The organism is Mucilaginibacter rubeus (genome assembly GCF_003286415.2).
GTDB classification, from domain to species: Bacteria; Bacteroidota; Bacteroidia; order Sphingobacteriales; family Sphingobacteriaceae; genus Mucilaginibacter; species Mucilaginibacter rubeus_A.
Genome location: NZ_CP043450.1, coordinates 1171301 through 1192585, shown reverse-complemented (window position 1 = coordinate 1192585; position 21285 = coordinate 1171301). Strand labels below are relative to the sequence as shown.

Annotated in this window: 19 protein-coding genes; 11 read left to right on the top strand and 8 right to left on the bottom strand. The window is 41.1% G+C overall.

Translation table 11 applies throughout. The features are described 5' to 3' along the window. Positions 1-44: 44 nt before the first annotated feature. A complete protein-coding gene (locus DEO27_RS04875; RefSeq protein ID WP_112574164.1) occupies positions 45-1220 on the bottom strand; it encodes an efflux RND transporter periplasmic adaptor subunit in 1176 nt (391 codons plus the stop codon). Positions 1221-1275: 55 nt separating this feature from the next. Further along, a complete protein-coding gene (locus DEO27_RS04870) occupies positions 1276-2628 on the bottom strand; it encodes a TolC family protein (RefSeq protein ID WP_112574165.1) in 1353 nt (450 codons plus the stop codon). A gap of 372 nt (positions 2629-3000) precedes the next feature. On the opposite strand from DEO27_RS04870, the gene spt reads away from it, so the two are divergent. The 10 genes from spt to DEO27_RS04820 all read left to right on the top strand — a co-directional run bounded on the left by spt (position 3001) and on the right by DEO27_RS04820 (position 15202). Beyond that, on the top strand, positions 3001-4209 hold the full coding sequence (spt, locus tag DEO27_RS04865) for a serine palmitoyltransferase (RefSeq protein WP_112574166.1): 1209 nt from the start codon (positions 3001-3003) through the stop codon (positions 4207-4209). 107 nt (positions 4210-4316) lie between these two features. Next, on the top strand, positions 4317-5435 hold the full coding sequence (locus DEO27_RS04860) for a GNAT family N-acetyltransferase (protein ID WP_112574167.1): 1119 nt from the start codon (positions 4317-4319) through the stop codon (positions 5433-5435). Further along, on the top strand, positions 5432-6418 hold the full coding sequence (locus tag DEO27_RS04855) for an NAD-dependent epimerase/dehydratase family protein (RefSeq protein WP_112574168.1): 987 nt from the start codon (positions 5432-5434) through the stop codon (positions 6416-6418). The genes DEO27_RS04860 and DEO27_RS04855 overlap by 4 nt, the downstream gene beginning before the upstream one ends. Positions 6419-6450: 32 nt before the next feature. Then, positions 6451-7773: an inositol-3-phosphate synthase gene (locus DEO27_RS04850; RefSeq protein WP_112574169.1), complete on the top strand. Its 1323-nt coding sequence runs from the start codon at positions 6451-6453 to the stop codon at positions 7771-7773. Positions 7774-8366: 593 nt separating this feature from the next. Then, positions 8367-10931 carry a DUF5686 family protein gene (locus DEO27_RS04845; protein ID WP_112574170.1) on the top strand — a complete coding sequence of 855 codons (2565 nt, stop codon included), beginning with the start codon at positions 8367-8369 and terminating at the stop codon, positions 10929-10931. 29 nt (positions 10932-10960) lie between these two features. Next, positions 10961-11698 (top strand): CDP-alcohol phosphatidyltransferase family protein, encoded by a 738-nt coding sequence (locus tag DEO27_RS04840; protein WP_112574171.1) that lies wholly within the window; start codon positions 10961-10963, stop codon positions 11696-11698. A gap of 228 nt (positions 11699-11926) precedes the next feature. Continuing rightward, on the top strand, positions 11927-12550 hold the full coding sequence (locus DEO27_RS04835; RefSeq protein WP_112574172.1) for a sterol desaturase family protein: 624 nt from the start codon (positions 11927-11929) through the stop codon (positions 12548-12550). 2 nt (positions 12551-12552) lie between these two features. Further along, positions 12553-13488, top strand: coding sequence for a phosphatase PAP2 family protein (locus DEO27_RS04830; RefSeq protein WP_112574173.1), 936 nt, complete (start codon positions 12553-12555; stop codon positions 13486-13488). Positions 13489-13734: 246 nt separating this feature from the next. Then, the gene (locus DEO27_RS04825; RefSeq protein ID WP_112574174.1) at positions 13735-14535 is read left to right on the top strand and encodes a hypothetical protein; all 801 of its coding nucleotides are present in this window, start codon (positions 13735-13737) and stop codon (positions 14533-14535) included. Between the two features lie 109 nt (positions 14536-14644). Then, positions 14645-15202 carry a CAP domain-containing protein gene (locus DEO27_RS04820; RefSeq protein ID WP_112574175.1) on the top strand — a complete coding sequence of 186 codons (558 nt, stop codon included), beginning with the start codon at positions 14645-14647 and terminating at the stop codon, positions 15200-15202. Between the two features lie 152 nt (positions 15203-15354). On the opposite strand, the gene DEO27_RS04815 is transcribed toward DEO27_RS04820, so the two are convergent. The 4 genes from DEO27_RS04815 to DEO27_RS04800 form a co-directional block, all read right to left on the bottom strand. Continuing rightward, positions 15355-15603: a DUF1456 family protein gene (locus DEO27_RS04815; protein ID WP_112576055.1), complete on the bottom strand. Its 249-nt coding sequence runs from the start codon at positions 15601-15603 to the stop codon at positions 15355-15357. A gap of 25 nt (positions 15604-15628) precedes the next feature. Continuing rightward, positions 15629-16930, bottom strand: coding sequence for a DEAD/DEAH box helicase (locus DEO27_RS04810; RefSeq protein ID WP_112576054.1), 1302 nt, complete (start codon positions 16928-16930; stop codon positions 15629-15631). Positions 16931-17098: 168 nt separating this feature from the next. Further along, entirely contained in the window at positions 17099-17368 is a 270-nt protein-coding gene (locus DEO27_RS04805; RefSeq protein WP_112576053.1) for a hypothetical protein, read from the bottom strand. Positions 17369-17426: 58 nt separating this feature from the next. Continuing rightward, complete coding sequence (locus DEO27_RS04800) at positions 17427-18104, bottom strand: pseudouridine synthase (RefSeq protein ID WP_112576052.1); 678 nt, start codon at positions 18102-18104, stop codon at positions 17427-17429. 263 nt (positions 18105-18367) lie between these two features. On the opposite strand from DEO27_RS04800, the gene DEO27_RS04795 reads away from it, so the two are divergent. Next, complete coding sequence (locus tag DEO27_RS04795) at positions 18368-19516, top strand: acyltransferase family protein (RefSeq protein ID WP_112576051.1); 1149 nt, start codon at positions 18368-18370, stop codon at positions 19514-19516. Between the two features lie 109 nt (positions 19517-19625). Here the strand turns inward: DEO27_RS04795 and rlmF are convergent, their stop codons facing one another. Together rlmF and DEO27_RS04785 are read right to left on the bottom strand one after the other, a co-directional pair. Next, positions 19626-20591: a 23S rRNA (adenine(1618)-N(6))-methyltransferase RlmF gene (gene rlmF, locus DEO27_RS04790; RefSeq protein WP_112576050.1), complete on the bottom strand. Its 966-nt coding sequence runs from the start codon at positions 20589-20591 to the stop codon at positions 19626-19628. Positions 20592-20614: 23 nt separating this feature from the next. Further along, a complete protein-coding gene (locus DEO27_RS04785) occupies positions 20615-21085 on the bottom strand; it encodes a nucleoside triphosphate pyrophosphohydrolase family protein (RefSeq protein WP_223818163.1) in 471 nt (156 codons plus the stop codon). Positions 21086-21285 lie beyond the last annotated feature (200 nt).

The following is a 21285-nucleotide window of genomic DNA, read 5'->3' as shown; positions in this document are numbered from 1 at the left end:
AGATGTGCCCTTGTTCAGCTTAAGTTTATTCCTTCGGTATAAAATTATTTTTTAGGAGCCGCTCCGGCCGGTGCTGCAGATCCGGCAGTAACCCTGCCCCCATCACGCAAACGCTGGAAACCGTCGGTAATCACTTTATCACCCTGTTTAATACCATCCATTACCACAACATCGCTATTAATGCGCGGCCCTAATTTTACTTTCACCTGTTTGGCAATAGTATCGCGCCTGTCCTTAACTGTTTTATCAGCCGCAGTATCTTTAACAACGGTATCCCTTGTCGCGAAAACAAAGAACTCGCCCATCTGCTCGGTTACTGCCTTAAACGGAATTTGTACCCTATTGCCCGACTGACTGTTCAACACTTGCAAAACACAGCTCATACCATCCTTCAGCACATCATCCTCATTCGGGAACTGAATCCTTACCTTAATACTACCGGTTTGATTATTCACCCCCCTGTCAATCGCCAGCACCTTACCTGCTTTGGCGTATTTACTTCCATCGGGCAGTACCAATTTAAATGTACTGTCGGTGCTTGATTTTTGCAGATTATAAAAGCGGTTGATATCCTGCTCGTTGATCACTACATCCACACCAATAGGGTGTTCTGCCGATATGGTGTTCAATAAAGTAGTACCTGTTGATACCTGCGTACCCAGCCTTACCTGCGAAATACCGATACGGCCACTGAAAGGCGCAGTAATGGTGGCATATGACAAATCGGTACGGGACGACTCAAGCGCGGCTTTAGCTACTGCAACCTGGGCTTTACTGGTTTCATAAGTAGCCTGTGCCTGATCAACCGTTTGACGGGCAATTGCATCGCTCTTCAGGAGCATGTTATACCTGTCTATATCTTTTTGCGCTTTAACCAGATTAGCTTCGGCGCTTAATACGTTTGCTTTAGCCTGATCATATGCCGCCTGGTATTTGCGTTTATCTATTTCATACAATACTTTGCCCTTTTGCACAATGTCACCTTCTTTAAAAAAGATGCCGGTTACAAAACCAGGAACCTGGCTGCGCAGTTCAACTGTGTTTACCGAAACCACAATACCCTGATATTTATCATAGTACACCGCTTCGGCTGTTTTAGCTTCGGCAAGGTATACCGGGGTTGGAGGCATGGCGGCCGGTCCGCCTTTTTGAGGTTTACCGCATGATGCCCATGTTAAAAGTGCTGCAGGGGCTAACCAATATATATATGTATGTTTCATGTAGAATAGGTTGTTCGTTGAGTTGCTGTAGTTTTTTGTTTTTTATGACGATGATTTACGGTTGCTGAACAGGCAATATCCCCAATGCCTTCTCCAGATCAATTTTGCTGCTTAGCAAATTAAACAGTGCATTATAATAGCTCAGTTCGGCGGTACGAAGATCGGCCTGCGATACAATTACATCCAGGTAAGTTTTCACCCCTTCGCGGTACTGCAGACTTACTACCTTATATACATCCTTCGCCAGGTTCACGTTTTCGCGAATAAGCTGATAGCTGGTATAATTGCTTTTATATGCCGCCAATGCCTGGGTGTACTCTGTAAAAATGGAGTTTTTGGTATTGATCAAATCCAGATCGGTACGTTCAACCTGCAACTTAGCCTTGGCCAGGTTTTGCAGTCGTTTAGTCCCCTGGAAAATTGGTACGGCAAGTGTTAAGCCTACATAGCCTGTAGGGAATGAATTGTTATACAGATCGCTGAAATCATGACTGAAGTATGCATGCTGATAGCTGCCTACTGCAGACAACGAAGGTAAAAACCCAAAGCGGTAATAGTTTACGTTGAGGTTATTGAGCGCCTTGCTTGTTTCGAGCAAACGATATTCAATACGGTTATTGATGTTAAGCTGTTGCAGGGTATCAATACTTGCTTCCTGCTCATACCGGGTAGAGTCATAAGAAAGGTTTAACTGTGCAGCCGCCCCAACGCCCATGATCTGCTTCAGCAAAGCCGTTTTGCTTTTAATGGCTTCCTCGGTTTGCTTACGGGTAGCTAACGAATTATTTAATGAGATGGTAGCCTGCTTATAATCTGTAGGATCGGATACACCAGCTGTATACCTGCTTTTGGCATCTTTAAGGCTTCTTTGCAGTCTGACGATATCCTCATTGGTAATGTCAAGCTGTTTTTCAGAAAGTAAAACATCAAAGAAAGCTTTGCTTACATCGCTTACCACATCAATCTGGCTGCTCAGCGTGTTCTGTTTATAATATTCGCGCGAATATCTTTTTGCCCTTGAAGCGAGAAACACATCATTGTTATACAATACCTGCGAAGCTGTAACACCCAAAGTTGAAAGATTACGGATGCTCCCCGCGTTACTTGGGATATTGGCGCCGGACGCTCCCGCCTGCGGACTACCTTTATAGTAGTAGTTATAAAGCCCGGATCCGTTCACCTGCGGCAGCCAGGCCGAAAGGCCAATTTTGATATCACGCTCATTGATTTGCTCATCAATGGAGGCCTGCCTCACGGTTGGCTGGTTACGCAATGCAAAGTCAATAGCCTGTTTCAGCGTAACCGGACCGCTTATGCTGTCGGCTGCTGTTTGGGCATAACTTTTGCTATGTAAATTAAATGTTAAGTTAAGTACAAGAATTGCTAAAAAGTACTTGTTTTTTTTCATACGGTAGCTATAGATAACTGTGTATATCAAGCAAAAATCATAAAGAAAAGTTTTATAATTTGTACAGGATTTATACGAAGGAATGCGAATATGTAATTAATATTACTAAATTAAAATCAGGAACAAGAATTTTACCTAAAATTTTACAAAAACTCGGGATAGTGTAAGCTTTTTGGGCTTTTTACAAAAAAATGAAAATAATAGGCCTGATATAAATAAAAAAATTAATTAATTTGCCTTGTAAGAATTTGTGTGCTTCTTAAGTAGTATCAATACGTTAATAGGCATTATTTAAAAAAATTTACACACACCGTATAAGTTATATGCTTATTCATGGTATTTTTACACAAAATTTAAGCAGAGTTAATATACATGGTTAAAAAACTACATGGGAAAATCGCTCAGTTTCAAGTGGCCAACATGCTACGTGAACGAGGGTTATATCCTTATTTCAGGCCTATTGAGTCTGCACAAGACACTGAGGTAATTATTGACAACAAGCGGGTATTAATGTTTGGTTCTAACTCATACTTAGGCCTTACTAATCATCCAAAAATCAAAGAAGCTTCAAAAAAAGCAATTGACAAATATGGTACAGGTTGTGCCGGTTCACGTTTTTTGAACGGTACACTTGATATTCACATTGAGCTTGAAAACAGGCTGGCTAACTATGTAGGTAAAGAAGCCACTGTTTTATTCAGCACAGGTTACCAGGTAAACCTTGGTGTACTTTCGTGCGTTACCGGTCGTAATGACTATATCATACTTGATGAGTATGACCACGCCTGTATCATTGACGGCAGCCGCCTGTCGTTTTCAAAAGTGATCAAGTATGCCCATAATGATATGGCCGATCTTGAGCGCAAATTAAGCATACTTCCTGAAGATGCCGTGAAGATTATTGCCGTTGACGGTATTTTCAGCATGGAAGGCGATATCGTTAAATTGCCTAAAATTGTTGAGCTTGCCGATACTTACGGCGCCAATATCATGGTTGATGACGCGCACAGCCTTGGGGTAATTGGTGATAAAGGTGCAGGTACCGCCTCACACTTTAATTTAACCAACGAGGTTGACCTGATCATGGGTACCTTCAGTAAATCATTAGCCTCGTTAGGTGGTTTCATTGCCAGCGACCAGGATACAATTGATTATATTAAACACCGTGCACGTTCATTGATGTTTAGCGCAAGTATGCCTCCGGGCTCTGTAGCCAGCGTAATTGCAGCGTTAGATATCATTGAAACCGAGCCCGAAAGGATCGAAAAATTATGGGATAATACAAATTATGCCATGAAGCTTTTACTGGAAGAAGGTTTTGACCTTGGCCCTACCGAAAGCCCTATTTTGCCGATCTACGTTCGTGATAACGAAAAAACTTTCGCGGTTACCAAACACCTGCAAGCTTCTGGTGTATTTGTTAACCCGGTTGTATCCCCTGCCGTTCCTTCTGATTCATCACTGCTCCGTTTCTCATTAATGGCTACCCATACCTTTGAGCAAATTGACGAAGCTGTTGAAAAACTGTCAAAAGCCTTTAAAGAAGTTGGTGTAAACGCTTCTGTTAAAGAAAAAATATAATGAAGAACTCTAATTGTGCATTTAGCTACTTTTATTTTAAGGTAAGCTAAATGCACATTATTATTTTAAGGCACACCAATTTGCTTTAATTCAATCATTTACCACACATGATTACAATTGTAACGGTTAAATCAAAAAAAGAACTGGCTTCATTTATTGATTTTCCGCACGACCTGTACAAGGACGATCCTTATTACGTTCCCGAATTGTTTATTGCCCAAAGAGATCTTTTAACCAAGCATCCCTTTCATAAACACAACACTGTACAGCCATTTTTAGCTTATGACGGTGATAAAATAGTTGGCCGTATAGCTGCCATCCTTAATAACGGCCATAATGAATACAGCCACGTTAACGATGGCTTTTTTGGTTTTTTTGATTGCATTAATGATACCAATGTGTCCAATGTGCTTTTTGAAACCGTTACCAAATGGCTTAAAGAAAAAGGTGTTACCGGCAAATTATTAGGTCCAACCAACTTTTCAACCAATGAACCTTGCGGTTTGTTAATTGAAGGTTTTGACAGTTCGCCATTCCTGATGAACACCTATAATTTTGCCTATTATGCTAACCTGGTCGAAAATTTTGGTTTCACCAAAGATGTTGACCTGATTGGATGGCACTGGGAAGGGCAAGCCTATGACGATAAATCGGTACGTTTATTAAACTCGCTTGAAGAGCGGTTGAAGCGTAACGATATCATCATCCGTAAAATCAACCTTAAAAATTTCAAGGAAGAGGCCGAAAAGCTGCGCGAAGTTTATAACTCGGCATGGGATAAAAACACCGGGTTTGTGCCTTTAACTAATGAAGAGTATGATTACCTGGCCAAAGACCTTAAGTTAATCCTCGATCCTGATTTTGCCATAGTAGCCGAACAACGTGGTAAAATAGTAGCCTTTGGCCTGGCCTTGCCCGATTACAACGATATTTTCAAGAAAATAAAACGCGGTCGCTTACTGCCTACCGGTATTTTCAAATTATTGTTTGGCAAGAAAAGCATTACCGGTATCCGCATTTACGCCTTAGGTGTTATTGAAGATTACCGGAAAATGGGCATCGAAGCCTGTTTATATGGCACCATCATAAAACAGTATAAAGCCAAAGGTTATAAACATGCTGAAGCAGGCTGGACACTGGAAAACAACGATATGATGAATCGTGCCATTGAAGCCATTAAAGGCGATCCTTATAAAAAATACAGGTTATATCAAAAAGCAATATGAGGGAACGGGTGTTAATAACCGGTGCAAGCGGATTTGTTGGATATCATTTAATTGAAGAGGCCTTACAAAACAATCTGGAAGTTTTTATAGCCGTCAGAAAAAGTAGTAAAATAAGTCACTTAAACGATTTAGATATTCAATATATTTACCCCGAATTTAACAATAGGGAAACACTAAGTAAACAACTCGCGGAAATAAAGCCCGATTATATCATACACGCTGCCGGCGTAACCAGCGCCCGTTCCGAAGCCGAATATAACCGCATTAACGCTACGTACACTTATAACCTCGCATCGGCAGCTCATGAAGCTTGCCCCGATCTGAAAAAGTTTGTACTTATTGGCAGCCTGGCATCCGTTGGGCCGCTTAATTCACTAACCGGTACCATAACAGAAGCAACCACGCCGCAGCCAGTTACAGCTTACGGCCGGAGTAAATTGCTTGCCGAAGAAAAACTGAAAACGGTAACCGGCTTAAACTATACCATACTTAGGCCTACCGCGGTTTACGGACCAAGGGATACGGGCATATTTATATTTTTTAAACAGGTAGTAAAAGGCATTGAGCCATACATTGGCAATACCCCGCAAAAGCTAAGCTTTATATATGTTAAAGATTTGGCCAAGGCAAGTATCAAGGCTTTGTATGGTGGTAATAACAAGACATTTAACCTGAGCGATGGTAATTTTTACGACCGCTATGAGTTAGGTAACATTACCAAAGAGGTATTGAAGCTAAAAACTTTAAAATTTCATCTGCCTGTAAATTTTGTAAGAATAATAGCCGCAGTGGCCGAAAAAGTAAGTTCTTTGAGCAACAAGGCTGCGGTATTGAATATAGAAAAGCTTAATGAATTAACCGCCATTAACTGGAATTGTGATATTGAAGCAGCAAAATCCGACCTGGGTTTTTATCCCTTGTACAATCTGCAATACGGTGTGGCCGAAACGCTAAAATGGTATAAAGTCAACAAATGGCTTTAGCCACTTAATTTTAATAAATAATAGTTACATAAATGAAAATCAACATTACACCTGCCAAAGGTAAGCTTGGTATCCTGATCCCAGGATTAGGCGCCGTGGCAACTACCCTGATTGCCGGCGTTGAAGCCGTTAAAAAAGGCATCTCGCAGCCAATTGGCTCCCTTACTCAAATGGGCCACATACGCTTAGGAAAAAGGACCGAAAACCGTAATCCTAAAATTAATGAGTTTGTTCCGCTCGCCAACTTAAACGATTTAGTATTTGGCGGCTGGGACGTTTATGAAGATAACGTATTTGAATCTGCATCAAACGCTCAGGTACTTGAACCGGTTCTTTTACAAGCAGTTAAAGCCGAATTGGAAGCTATAAAACCAATGAAAGCTGCATTTGATAAAAACTATGCTAAGAACCTTGATGGTACCCACGTTAAAACCGGAACCAGGCTTGAGCTTGCCGAGCAGGTTATGGAAGATATCAAAAACTTTAAAGAGGCTAACGGCCTTGACAGGGTTGTTTTGGTATGGTGCGGTTCAACCGAGATCTACTACGAAGCATCAGCTGTACACCAGTCATTAGCTGCTTTTGAAGAAGGCTTGAAAAACGATGATAAACTGATCGCTCCAAGCATGATCTACGCTTACGCGGCATTAAAATTAGGCGTTCCTTTCGCTAACGGCGCCCCTAACTTAACCGTTGATATCCCTGCCCTGATTGAATTGGCTAAATTAACCAAAACTCCAATTGCCGGTAAAGACTTTAAAACTGGTCAAACTTTAATGAAAACCGTATTGGCTCCAGGCCTGGCAGCACGTTCATTAGGTGTACACGGCTGGTTCTCAACCAACATTTTGGGTAACCGCGACGGTTGGGTTCTTGACGATCCGGATAACTTCAAAACTAAAGAAGTTTCAAAACTGGGTGTGTTGGAAGATATCTTCAAACCTGAAGATAACCAGGAGCTTTACGGTAACATTTATCACAAGATCCGTATCAACTATTACCCTCCGCATGGCGATAACAAAGAAAGCTGGGACAACATCGACATTTTTGGCTGGTTAGGCTACAAAATGCAGATCAAGATCAACTTCCTTTGCCGCGATTCGATCCTTGCTGCCCCTATCGCGCTTGACTTGGCTATCTTCTGTGACTTAGCTAAACGTGCGGGCATGAGTGGTATCCAGGAATGGTTATCATTCTACCTGAAATCGCCTCAAACTGCACCAGGTTTACACGCAGAAAACGATATCTTCAAACAACTGATCAAATTGGAGAATACACTTCGTTACCTGATGGGCGAAGACCTGATCACACATCTTGGGTTAGATTATTATGACGATATGTTCGCTACTGAATAATCGTTAAATTACTAAATACCGTCAAAACAGCCGTAAGTAGTAGAACCCCTGCTCTACGGCTGTTTTGTTTTTATGAGGTAAAAAAATCATAAGCCGGTAACATTATTTTAAAGTCAAAATCGTACCTACGGAAAGCTTAAAATTGTTAAATTAATGTTATTTCCATAGCCTAAAAAGTCTACAGAATAACATACAATTATCTAATTATCAAAACATTAAATAAATACTAACACAATAGATCCCGCACAATCAGCAATACTAACCATATGCTAAAACCGTTGTTTGGATTTACTTATTGTTGTTGTAATATGATGGTAAAATAGCTGTAAACAATATTTGACTTTTTGACCACATTAGTCTGTACTGATTTTTTTTACCTTTGGCCTGTTAATTGTGAACTCCGTAACAACCACTGCCGGGAGTGTAAAATTGAGGTAAAAAAGGTGAATTTCGGTGGTGGACTAATGAAAAACATACAGGGGCGGGCATAATTAATCCGTCAAAAACATTTGAATAACTTATACATACCTCTTTATCTAATAATACAGTTAAGCCGAAAAAAGAAGTTTGTATTTGCACAATGCACTAAGTACATGGATTGTAAAAAATTTTATAAAAGCTTATTCTTCTTAATACTGTTCTTTTCTGCTTCGGCATTATATGCACAGCAAACGGTAATAACGGGTATTGTTACCGATGCAGGTAACAAACAAACCCTTCCTTCTGTTAGCATATCATTTACAGGTACTACAACAGGTACCACTGCCGATGTTAATGGTAAATATCGCCTTGTAACCAGCAATCAGGATTATAAACAAATCAAAATTTCGTTTTTGGGTTATAAAGATGCCTTTTTAGCGGTTATTCCCGGTAAGGAACAGGTTATCAATGTAAAATTGTTTCCTGCCTCACAACAACTTAACGAAGTTGTTGTAAAATCGGGTAAAAAACCTAAATACCATAACAGAGATAATCCCGCTGTTGAGCTGATCCGCAAGGTTATCGAAAACAAAGAAAAGAACCGTCCTGAGGCATATGATTATGTTGAATACAAGGAATACGATAAAATGATGTTTGCGCTGAGCAATGTATCAGCCCAGTTTTCGGACAGGAAGTTCTTCCGCAAATACAAGTTCATTTTAGATAACCGCGATAGCTCATTAATTCCGGGTAAATCATTACTCCCTATCTATCTTGACGAAAAGCTGCAACAGGTTTACTACCGCAAAAACCCTGAAAAAACAAGGGAAAATATAACAGGGCAAAAAAGTGTAAACTACGGTCCTGGTATTGATAACGAAGGCCTTACCCAGTATTTTAAACACCTTTACAACAAGGTTGATATTTATACCAACAACGTATTTTTAATAACCAGCCAGTTCCTGAGCCCTATCTCTGATAACTCGCCTAATTACTACAAATACTTTATTGCAGATACCGTTCTTGACGCGCACAACAACAAGCTCGTAAAGCTTGATTTTACCCCGCGTAATACAACCGACGTACTTTTTGAAGGTAGTATCTATATTACCCTTGATGGTAACTATGCTGTACAAAAATGCGACCTGACCATCAACAAGCATATTAATATCAACTTCATCAGGTCCATGACCGTGAACCTGGAGTTTCAGCAAAACCCTGATGGACGTTACCACCTGAGCAAAAGCACTACCATTGCCGACTTTGGTGCATCCAAAAAAGATGCTAAGAGTGGTTTATTTGGTATAAGGGCTATAACATACAGCAACTATGTGGTAAACAAGCCACGTCCTGATACTACTTACCAGGGTTCGGAATATGCTGAGCTGAGCGATGAGGTAAAACATCGCCCTGATTCATTCTGGCAGGAAAACAGACCGGATACATTAACGCTGGCCGAATCAAAGGTTTATAAAAACATTGATAGCCTGCGCAATATGCCATCATTTAAGCGTACGGTTGATATTGCAACCCTGCTACTTGCTGGTTACAAAGGCTTCGGTAAGTTTGAATTAGGCCCTGCAAATACATTTTATAGCTTTAACCCAGTTGAGGGTTTGCGTTTGCGTATTGGAGGTCGTACGACGCCCGAATTGAGCAAACGTTACTATTTTGAAACTTATGCGGCTTATGGTTTTAAAGATGAACGCTGGAAATACTTTTTAAGCGCTACCTACTCCCTTAACGATAAATCTATTTATCGTTTCCCGCAAAACTATATCAGGGCAAGCTTTCAGCGCGATACCAAAATTCCGGGTGCAAGCCTTCAATTCGTTCAAGAAGATAACTTCCTGTTATCATTCAAACGTGGTGTGAATGATAAATTCTTGTACAATGATTTTTACAGGTTTGATTATGTGCATGAATTGGAAAGCCACTTTTCATATGCAGCAGGCTTCAAAAAATGGACCCAGGAGCCGGCAGGATCGTTATATTTTGATAATGTGATCAATGATCTGCCAAACTCGATCCACCATTTAACTACTACCGAGCTTACCGCGAGCGTGCGCTGGGCACCTCATGAGCAATTTTACCAGGGCAAGATCTATCGTATCCCTATCCCTAACAAATATCCTGCATTTGAGCTTGACTATGCTCAAGGTATAAAAGGGTTCTTTAACGGCGAATACAACTATCAGAAGCTTGATTTCCGTGCCGATAAACGCTTTTACTTTTCACAGTTAGGTTACGCGGATATAAACGTTTCTGCTGGCAAAATTTTCGGTTCGGTGCCATACCCATTATTAACCATACACAGGGCCAACCAAACTTACGCTTACGATATCGACTCATACAACTTAATGAACTTTTTAGAGTTTGTGAGCGATAAATACGCAAGCTTCAGGATAGACCAGCACTTCAGTGGTTTCTTCTTTAACAAAATACCGTTGTTAAAGAAATTGAAATGGCGTGAAACCGCATCGTTAAAAGTATTATACGGTGGTTTATCTGACCAAAATAATCCTTCAATACACCCGTCATTGTACCAGCTTCCGGTTGGCGCCGATGGCGTGCCAATCACCTATACTATAGGTAAAACACCTTACGTTGAAGGTAGTGTTGGTATCGAAAATATATTTAAATTTATACGCATAGATTTTGTAAGGCGCTTTACTTACCTTGACCAGCCAAACGTTGCCCAATGGGGTTTGCGTACAAGGGTTAAATTCGACTTCTAATCATCGCACCTAAATAAGCAGAGAGAAATATGGAACAGCAAACAACAACACTTAGGAGATCATTCAGAACCAACTTGCAATTAGGCATTTATAAGGTTATTGATCCGTTTGTGAAGATCCTCATAAAAATAGGCTTAACCCCTAATGCCGTTACCACTATTGGTTTTGTACTTAACGTAGGTGTTGCCGGTATATTTATTTTGGGAGCCGAAGAAGGCAACCGCGGCGACCTGAGCTATGTGGGCTGGGCAGGTGGTTTGATCCTTTTTGCAGGCTTATTTGATATGCTTGACGGCCAGGTAGCCCGTTTAGGAAACATGAAATCGATATTTGGGGCTCTGTATGACTCGGTACTTGACCGCTACAGCGAGCTGATCATGTTTTTGGGTATTTGCTATTACCTGGTGGCTCATCACTACTTCCTGAGCTCAATAGCTGCCTTTATCGCGCTTATCGGCTCAATGATGGTTAGCTACGTACGTGCCCGTGCCGAAGGTTTAGGTGTTGAAATTAAAGGTGGCTTAATGCAAAGGCCGGAACGTGTGGTAACAATAGGTTTGTTTGCAGCTTTATCTGGTATTGTGGCACAATACATTGGTGGTAACTACAAATTGTTTATCCCAGGCATTAAATTCCATGTGTTTGAAACTATATCGATATTTACTATTCCTATTGTAATACTTGCTGTGTTAACCAATATCACTGCATTTAACCGCTTAAGAGAAGCAAAAAAAGCATTAATGAAGCTGGAAGAAGAAGGTAAATAAGTTGGCAGTAAGCAGTGCCAGTTGGCAGGTTGATAAGTGAATAGTAACCTTAGCTTACAACAACCGACAAAATATCATATCTTCGCAACAATAAAATAAAGGCATTTACACTTAGCAATATCTTTGCTAAAATTGCCTTTTGTTGGTTTAAGGCCAATCGTCTTTAATAAATTAATACACCGTAAACAGGCAGAGAAATAGTAAAGCATTTTTAAACCTGATTATATCATGAAAAAGAAATATATATCCAACTCACAGGAATCTGTGAGAATGTTCAAGAGCGATTTTTTAGAGGGACTTTCAAAAGTACATTACACTGTGCCCCTGTACATTTTTGTACCTGTTATTGGATATTGCAGCTATAAATTTTTTGATTTAGGGTTGGATATATTAAGCTATATCGGTCTTTTCATTTTCGGTCTGTTTATCTGGACCATTACCGAATACATTATGCACCGTTTTGTTTTCCATTACCAGCCAAGCGAAAAACTGGAGTGGGCGCAACGTTTGCACTTTATTATGCATGGTGTACATCATGACTACCCGAGCGATGCCAAACGTTTGGTATTACCACCATCATTAAGCATTCCGCTGGCAACCGGCTTTTTCTTTTTGTTTAAATGGATGCTGCCTGTAAACTATATCTGGGGCTTTTTCCCTGGCTTTATTTTAGGTTACCTGTTTTATGACATATCGCATTATGCCATGCACCACTTTAACTTTAAAAGCGGTTTGTTTAAGAAGATAAAACAGCATCACATGCTGCACCATTACCAGGATCCTGAAAAGGGTTACGGTGTTAGTTCACCTTTCTGGGATAAAATTTTCCGTTCAGATTTCTTAAAAAAATAACAATGACCAATGCCAACAACGGTGTAACAGTAAATATCAAGTCGGTAATTATTGTTTCGCTGCTTTCCGTTGCTTACCTGGCGCTTTCCACTTTTCTTATCGGTTATAAACCCGATGAGCTTACCCTGGTAGTTATTTTTAACGTGTTGTTTTATGCGTCGGCCATAACACGCAAGTTTATATTGGGCTTCACTATTTTTATAGTGTACTGGATCATTTTTGATTACATGAAGGCCTTCCCCAATTATAACTACAACCCGGTACATATCGCGCAGCTTTACAATGCAGAAAAACATTTGTTCGGCATCCACTTTAATGGGAAATTGCTAACTCCTAACGAATACTGGCTTGCCAATACAAAAACTTATATCGATGTAATATCAGGCCTGTTTTATTTGTGCTGGATCCCGGTGCCACTTGGCTTTGCCGCTTACCTGTTTTTCAAAAACAAAAAACAGTTCCTTAATTTTTCGCTGACCTTTGTTTTGGTAAACATATTAGGTTTTATCGTTTATTACACCTACCCTGCCGCACCACCATGGTTTGTTCAATATCATGGGTTCCATTTTATTCCGCTAACGATGGGTAATACTGCAGGCCTGGCCAGGTTTGACGCTTATTTTCACGCGGATGTTTTCAAGAATATCTACACCAAAGGATCAAACGTGTTCGCAGCTATGCCATCGCTACACTCCTCTTACCCGGTTATCGTGCTTTACTACGGCATAAAAAACAGACTGGGGCTTGTTAATATCTTCTTTGCTATAGTAACTGTTGGCATCTGGTTCACGGCTGTATATGCAAGTCACCACTATGTACTTGACGTATTAGCCGGCATTACCTGCGCTTGTTTAGGTATAACATTGTACAACGTATTGGTAAATAAATTTGCCGGTTTACAGTCTGCCCTGAACAGCTACGAGAAGGTGATCTCTTAAGCAGCATCTACTGTACAAAATCTCCTTTTGCATACAATCTTCTGTAGCAAAGCCAGTGCTGTGGAAAAAGGCTTTGCTAATTGTTGATTAATATTTCCGGGGATATTATCCTGAAAAACAGCCTGTATCGTTACTAAACGAGTCAAAAGTCATTCTGTTCTCATAAACTATATTAAGATTACGTTAAACAGGCACGCTATTTGCCTAATTATAAGCAGATTATTGTATTTTCGAGTAATCTGTTATATGAAGAGACTTTTTACCTTACTTTTTATTCTGACAGCCGCATTTAAATTATCTGCACATGCAAGTGATCTGGATAGTCTTAAGCAAAAATTACAGATTACCGGCGACTCGCTGAAAGGTCCTATCTACACCCAAATAGCCGCTTATTATTTAACGTACGATACTGTATCAACCAGGCGGATGAAATACTATTTCCAGACCGAGGCGCTTAACTATACCATGCTCGCGCTGCATTACTATTCTACATATAATGATACTTTAGGCCAGCGTACAAGCTTTAACGCGCTGGCGAAGGTTTACCGCTCACAACGAAAGTTTATCCAGGCCAAATGGTTCATTTTACAGTCGAACACCATATCGCGGCAAAAAAAGGATACCCTTAATATCATTACCTCGTTAATTGAACTGGCAGCTATTAAAAGTGATATCAAGGACTATAAATTAAGCATGAAGGATCTGAACGATGCTTTAAACCTTTCGCTCAAAACCCATGATCCTAAAAAGGAATCGGTGGTACAGGTGGGTTATGCCGAACTGTACCGCAAAATGAATGATTTTGAAAAAGCTGCTGCTGCCATTAAACGTCACGAGTTTTTAGACGATAGCCTTAACCAGGTTACGGTTGACAGTATCGCAAAGGTAGCCGCGGCAGATTCTATCAAGATCAAAAAGAAAGATTCGGTATTGGCCAAAAAAAAAGTATATACCAGCAACTCCAGGCGCAGGCCAATGCTAAGATACGCCAGGCACATAACCTCATTATCTTTCTCATCGCCACAACTCTTGTTCTCGTCGTTATAACCCTTGTTATTATTTACAGGCGAAAGAAAACCGGCCGCTGGCGTTCAGCTATCAGGCGGCCGAAACAATAATTTAAACCACATGCGTTTAAAAGTGTCATAACACTAAGATGAAAAAGTTGATACTATTATTTGCTGCCCTGTTGTTTTTGGATAACGTTTACGGGCAAAGCAGCAAAAAATTCAGGACCGAGTTTTTGAACAGTATTAATGCTACCCGGCAAAAGGGCTGTAATTGCGGCAGCAAATATTTTCCTCCTGCTCCACCTCTCACCTGGAATAACGATCTGGAAGATGCAGCCGTTGGTCATGCTAAAGATATGGCACGCCAAAACTACTTTAGCCACGATAGTAAGGACGGGCGCAGTATGGAAGACCGAATTGTTTACGCAGGATATAAATTTAAAGGATTTAAGAGTTTTGCGATAGGCGAAAACATAGCGCAGGGTCAACTAAGTATTGCCGAGGTAATGGCAGGCTGGTTTAAAAGCGAAGGTCACTGCCGCAACCTCATGAACCCCGATTTTAAAGAAGTTGGCGTAGCGGAATATAAAACCTACTGGGTGCAGGATTTTGGCGGGCGTACCTCGTTTTCGGCGCAGCAGCAAAAGCTCATTAAATCGGGTAAATACAAGCTAATACAGGAAAAACCTGTGGAGGGGCACTGAAAAAATACCCATGTCATTGCGAGCGATAGCGTGGCAATCGCACGGAAGCAGAGCCGCTCTGTATAGCATGCGATTGCTTCGTCGTTCCTCCTCGCAATGACAATCCCTTTATTGTTGCCATTTAGCCGTTGTTGGAGTTGTCTCCAACAACCTTACTTCTCAGCTTCCGGTTTTGGTTTTGGCTCCCTTGGGCCGCGTTTATAAATGATAAGTCCGTTCAGGAAATTACGCAGGATCTGATCGCCGCAGGGTTTAAAGTTTGGGTGATCATCTGCACGAAAAATAGCACCTATTTCTGCCTTGGTGATCCTGAAATTAACCAGCGCCAAAACCTTGATGATATCATCATCAGTAAATTTCATAGCCACCCGCAGCTTTTTCATGATATCGTTATTGCTCATTATTATATCTTTCTTTTTAACAAAATTACCTCGAAATTTCCATCTTCACCTTTTTGCCTTTAATTTTTTCGGCTTTTACCTGTTTTACAACGCCCTCTATTTTATCACGTTTGATGGCAGCGTATGATGAATAATCCAACACTTCTATCAGGCCGAGATCATCCTTCGCCAATCCGCCTTTTTTAAGTAACAGACCGACTATATCCACCTTATTAACTTTATCCTTTTTCCCGGCGGCTATGTACAATGTAACCCAAGGCGATGCAGGTGGAAATATCAGCTTTTCGGGCAATTGTTCAATCTCAGGTAATTGTTTCAAGTATGGTAGCTTTTCATCGGGCGTGAGCATCAGGTACGATGTGCCCTTGGCGTTCATGCGCGCTGTGCGACCGTTACGGTGTAAAAAAGCTTCTTCATTATGCGGCAGCTGATAATGCACCACATATTCTATTTCAGGGATATCCAACCCGCGCGAGGCTAAATCAGTAGTGATCAGCAAGCGATGGCTTCCGTTTCTGAATTTTAAAAGGGCGCGCTCCCGGTCGTCCTGTTCCATACCGCCATGAAAAATGTCATGTTCAAGCCCTTTATACCAAAGTAGTTCGCTGATCCTGTCGACGGCTTCACGGTGATTACAAAACACCAGGGTGGCCTTATTTCCTATTTTGCAGATCAACGCGAACAAGGCATCCAGTTTATCAGCCGCCTCTGATATCACAGCCTTTTGCTTAATATCGGGTGCCGAAGTTACATTAGCCAAAAAATTTACTTCAACAGGCTTGTCCACCCCGGTAAAAGCCGGGATCTCATCCATTTTAGTGGCCGAAGTCAAGATCCGCTTTTTAACAGCAGGCAACTGCCTGATGATGTACGACATATCCTCCTGAAAACCAAATTCAAGCGCTTTATCAAACTCATCAAGTATAAGTGTATGAACGGTATCGGTGCTAAAATTTTCCTCCCGCAGGTGAAAGGCAATCCGCCCCGGCGTGCCAACTAAAACGGCAGGCGGATGCGAAAGATTATTGCGTTCAATTTTTACTGCGTGACCGCCATAACAGCAATTAATTTTGAAGCCGGTACCCATTGCCTTCCAAACCTGTTCAATTTGCAAGGCAAGTTCGCGCGATGGCACCAGGATCATGACCTGTACCGTGTCAATATCGGCCTTAAGCAAATTTAATAAGGGCAATAAAAAGCCAAGTGTTTTCCCCGATCCTGTAGGCGATAAAAGAATTACATCGCCTTTTTTAGCGGCGCTAAGCGCGGCAAGCTGCATAGGGTTAAGGGCAGTTATGCCGAGGTTACTCAGAGCCTGATCAATCATATGGGATTTGTTAGTTGAGGCGCAAAGATACGGTAAAAATCTGGCGGGCTAATCATTTGCGCAGGTTTAAGCGCCCACGATTAACTTAAATCGGGAGCGTGGACGCTCCTATTCACGGGCATTCAAGCGAGAGACGCTTGAACGGGTATTTTATATTACTCCATAATCTTATCCAGCTACTTCGGTACTAAAATTATGTTTGATAAACCGTGCTATTTTCTTTGCTTCGTGGTGATTTAAATTCCCCATACAGGTATATTCCCACTCTTTCAGGTTATCATCAAAAACAATATCTCCTAAATCTGTTTCACCCTCACTTAATCTAAATACACCAGTAGCATATACATGGGTACCTGGTATTAGCTGGTGTACCGCCTCAATACTGATCTGGCGCATACCATCCTCGGTATCCAGATCAAAAACGACCAATTTTTCCATGCTATTAATACAATAGCAGATCGGTTTTGTTTAAATAATTGCTTAAAGCTTAATACAGTTACCAGCCCATGATCTCCATCACCCGTTTAAATTCAGGCTGAAGATTTGCTTCTATCTTTATTTCTTCGCCACCTACAGGATGCTTAAACATTAACTCAGAGGCGTGAAGCAGCATAGTTGTCATTTCCCATTGCTCTAAAAAGAGCTTATTTTGTTTATTGCAACCATGGGTACGGTCGCCGATGATGGGGTGAAATATATGGCTCAGGTGTTTACGTAATTGATGCATGCGCCCGGTGGTAGGCACAGCTTCAACCAACGAATATCGTGAAGTAGAATGTTTACCTAAGGCGATATCAAGTTCGGCACGTTTTAAGGTTGTATAGGTAGTAAATGCATCCTGCAGGGTGCCGTTTTCTTTTCGGAGGGGATAATCTATATCTTCAGTATTGGGTGTATGGCCACGAACTATAGCCAGGTATTTTTTACTTACCTGGTTTTCCATAAATGCTTTTTGCATGGCTATTTCAGCCTCTTTGTTGAATGCAAAAAGCAGGATCCCGCCGGTTTTACGGTCGATACGGTGTACAGGGTTAACTTTCATGCCAATTTGATCACGAAGCAATTGCAGTGCAAATTCTGAAGCATCTGCAGCAATGGACGAACGGTGTACCAGCAACCCATGCGGCTTATTGATGGCAATCAAGTGTTCGTCACGATAAATGATCTCTAACATCGGCATAATTATAAGGCTGCGAATTTACGGCGGCATTTTGGATTTATTTCTAAAATCTTTTCTCCCACGTAGAGACGCATCACATGCGTCTCTCTATATAAAAGGCCCACAGTTGCATTGCGGCAGACGCATGTGATGCGTCTCTACATAAGAATGCAAAATCTTTTTAAACTGCTTTTAAAAGTCCACTGATGTAAAAAAATAATTTTAAATAGTATTGGTTTTCATATCTTTAGTTCAAACCTAAAAATACAATTAAACTAATGGCTATTACAGCAAACCAGGCGAGTGCCAAACAGGCCGATGATATTAATGCAGCCCCTACCCGTTTATTTTCACTGGATGCCCTTCGCGGTTTCGATATGTTTTGGATTATGGGTGGCGAAGAGATCTTTCACGGAATGGCTAAAGCCACCGGCTCACCATTTTGGGGCGCCATAGCCAACCAGTTTACCCATCCAGATTGGAACGGCTTTCACCTCTACGATTTGATTTTCCCCTTGTTCCTGTTTATGGCGGGTGTGTCAACCCCATTTTCTGTGGGGCGTGAACTGGAAAAAGGCAAAACCCGTCGGCAATTACTGCTTCGGGTTATAAAAAGGGCATTTATTTTAGTGCTGCTTGGGCTTGTAGTAAACAACGGGATAAAAATCATGCCCATTGCCGAGATCCGGTTCCCAAGCGTACTCGGCCGCATAGGTATTGCCTACATGTTCGCCAACATCATTTACCTGTACAGTAAAGAGCGCTGGCAAATGTTATGGTTTTGCTTTTTCATTATCGGCTACTGGCTGCTGCTTAAGTTTACTTCGGCACCAGGCTTCCCAATTGGCGATCTGACCATGAAGGGCAATTTTGCCTCATATGTTGATCGCAGTATATTACCCGGCAGGTTGTATTTGGGCATCCATGACCCTGAGGGGCTTTTTTCAACCATTCCGGCTATCAGTACCGGTATATTAGGGATACTTACCGGCATACTACTTAAAAAAGGAGACATAACTCAAATGCGCAAGGTAGCTACCATGGCTGTAGCTGGCGTTATCTTCCTGGTACTGGCCCAGATCTGGAACCTTGATTTCCCGATCAACAAAAACCTGTGGACAAGCTCATTTGTACTGCACGTAGGCGGTTTAAGCTTATTGCTGATGGCTTTGTTTTACTATATCATTGATGTAAAGGGGTACAAAAAGTGGTCCTTTTATTTCAGGGTGATAGGTATGAACTCCATCCTGATCTACGTATCTGGCCACTTCATTAAATGGGATTATACTACTGAAGGTTTCTTTGGTTGGATAGGCCAGTTAGTTGGCGATCCCTATAATATCGTAGTAATGGCTATTTGCTACGTGATGGTGAAATGGTTGTTTTTGTACTACCTGTATACTAAGAAGACATTTTTGAGAGTATAGGAACCCTGATTAGAAAGATTTTAGGATGACCACGAATTAAATGTCACGGCTATCCTAAAATCCCAAAAATCAAGGTTCTAATATCAAGAAAATCCTTTAATCCTACAAATCAGGGTTCTGTTCGTTTCCCCCACGCCTGCTGCTCCTCAGGAGTTAAATAAGTCCAGGCCATGATGCGGCTTACTTTTTGGCCTTGCGACATGTTAATGGTTTGCACGTCTTTTACGCCTTCTTTTTGAAGGGCATTAAACAATATCCTGAGGTTTTCTTTTTTAGACACCAGCGTGGTAAACCATAAAACCTGTTTCTCAAATGGTTTACTCTGTGTAGCCATCAGTTTCAGGAATGCGGCCTCACCACCGGGATACCACAACTCCGTATTTTGGCCACCGAAGTTGAGTATAGGCTGTTTGTCTTTTCTTAAACCCAGGTTATCCCATTTGCGGGCCGAACCGGCAGCCGCCTCTTTAGCCGAAGCATGAAAAGGAGGGTTACAAATAGTAAGGTCAAACAATTCGCCTGGTTTGATAATGCCTTTAAATATATCGGCCTTTTTACTTTGCTGCCTTAATTCAACAGCAACTTTTAGATGACTGTTTTGTTCAACAATGCTTTGTGCCGATGCCATAGCCTCCAGCTCCAATTCGGAGCCAACAAAATTCCATCCGTACTCTTTAAAACCTACAATTGGATAAACAAGATTAGCCCCTACCCCAATATCAAGCACACGTACCCTTCTTCCTTTACGGATAACGCCATTATTAACAGAAGCAAGCAAATCGGCAGCGTAATGAATATAATCGGCGCGACCTGGAATAGGCGGGCATAAAAATCCTTCGGGAATATCCCAATAATTTATCCCATAATGATGCTGTAATAACGCCCTGTTAAGTGTTTTTACCGCTTCCGGATCGGCAAAGTTGATGGTAAAGTTATCATACTCGTTAGTGCGCACAAACGGCCTTAAAGCAGGAGTAGCTTTAATCAATGTCTTAAAATCGTATCCCCCGCGATGTTTATTGCGTGGGTGCATATTGGTTTTAGCCTCGGGCTGGTTGGATTCCTGTTCTGCCAATGGAATAATATTTTAATATGAAATTAGCCTACGATGCTTTTCAGATCGGCCGGCGAATAGTTGATAGATTTCAATGTTTTATGATCAGATCTACGATACACCAGGTACAAGCCATCTATCTCTTTATAATACGCATCGGTATTGGCTGTGTTTTTATAATGTTCGATGGTTTTTTCGGCCTCTTCAACTGTTTTGCAGGCTTTGCTCATGTTTGAACGGTGCACCTCATCAAACAGCTCTTTAAATTTTGAGCCCAGTCCAAACTCAAGTACAGCGCCCGATAATACATATTGCAGGTCGCAAAGGGCATCAGCCACTTCAACCATGTTGTTATCGATAACGGCCTGTTGTAACTCTTTTAATTCTTCGGCAATAAGTTCGATACGCAGATCGCAGCGTGCTTTTGAGGGCATTACGGGCTTTTCAACTATGGGGTGCTTAAAAGTTGTATGAAATTCGGCTACCTGGGTTAACGCGCTTAAATCTTTAATCATATTGTTTTGGAACGATAAATAAATGGCTAAGTTATGAATTAAACTAAAAGGCTTTCAAAAAATTAGTGCAACTGTATCTGATGCTATGTTTTATAAAATAAAAATAAATAAGCACAGACAAATTAATAGCACTGATTATCAGTTTATAAAAACTTAACATATCTAACAGTTGTTAACATAAATATAATATTAAAAACACT

Bases quoted from the DNA above. Each gene is read 5' to 3' on its own strand.
- DEO27_RS04875 (WP_112574164.1), bottom strand. From the start codon at position 1,220: ATGAAACATACATATATATATTGGTTAGCCCCTGCAGCACTTTTAACA.
- DEO27_RS04870 (WP_112574165.1), bottom strand. From the start codon at position 2,628: ATGAAAAAAAACAAGTACTTTTTAGCAATTCTTGTACTTAACTTAACA.
- spt (WP_112574166.1), top strand. From the start codon at position 3,001: ATGGTTAAAAAACTACATGGGAAAATCGCTCAGTTTCAAGTGGCCAAC.
- DEO27_RS04860 (WP_112574167.1), top strand. From the start codon at position 4,317: ATGATTACAATTGTAACGGTTAAATCAAAAAAAGAACTGGCTTCATTT.
- DEO27_RS04855 (WP_112574168.1), top strand. From the start codon at position 5,432: ATGAGGGAACGGGTGTTAATAACCGGTGCAAGCGGATTTGTTGGATAT.
- DEO27_RS04850 (WP_112574169.1), top strand. From the start codon at position 6,451: ATGAAAATCAACATTACACCTGCCAAAGGTAAGCTTGGTATCCTGATC.
- DEO27_RS04845 (WP_112574170.1), top strand. From the start codon at position 8,367: ATGGATTGTAAAAAATTTTATAAAAGCTTATTCTTCTTAATACTGTTC.
- DEO27_RS04840 (WP_112574171.1), top strand. From the start codon at position 10,961: ATGGAACAGCAAACAACAACACTTAGGAGATCATTCAGAACCAACTTG.
- DEO27_RS04835 (WP_112574172.1), top strand. From the start codon at position 11,927: ATGAAAAAGAAATATATATCCAACTCACAGGAATCTGTGAGAATGTTC.
- DEO27_RS04830 (WP_112574173.1), top strand. From the start codon at position 12,553: ATGACCAATGCCAACAACGGTGTAACAGTAAATATCAAGTCGGTAATT.
- DEO27_RS04825 (WP_112574174.1), top strand. From the start codon at position 13,735: ATGAAGAGACTTTTTACCTTACTTTTTATTCTGACAGCCGCATTTAAA.
- DEO27_RS04820 (WP_112574175.1), top strand. From the start codon at position 14,645: ATGAAAAAGTTGATACTATTATTTGCTGCCCTGTTGTTTTTGGATAAC.
- DEO27_RS04815 (WP_112576055.1), bottom strand. From the start codon at position 15,603: ATGAGCAATAACGATATCATGAAAAAGCTGCGGGTGGCTATGAAATTT.
- DEO27_RS04810 (WP_112576054.1), bottom strand. From the start codon at position 16,930: ATGATTGATCAGGCTCTGAGTAACCTCGGCATAACTGCCCTTAACCCT.
- DEO27_RS04805 (WP_112576053.1), bottom strand. From the start codon at position 17,368: ATGGAAAAATTGGTCGTTTTTGATCTGGATACCGAGGATGGTATGCGC.
- DEO27_RS04800 (WP_112576052.1), bottom strand. From the start codon at position 18,104: ATGTTAGAGATCATTTATCGTGACGAACACTTGATTGCCATCAATAAG.
- DEO27_RS04795 (WP_112576051.1), top strand. From the start codon at position 18,368: ATGGCTATTACAGCAAACCAGGCGAGTGCCAAACAGGCCGATGATATT.
- DEO27_RS04785 (WP_223818163.1), bottom strand. From the start codon at position 21,085: ATGATTAAAGATTTAAGCGCGTTAACCCAGGTAGCCGAATTTCATACA.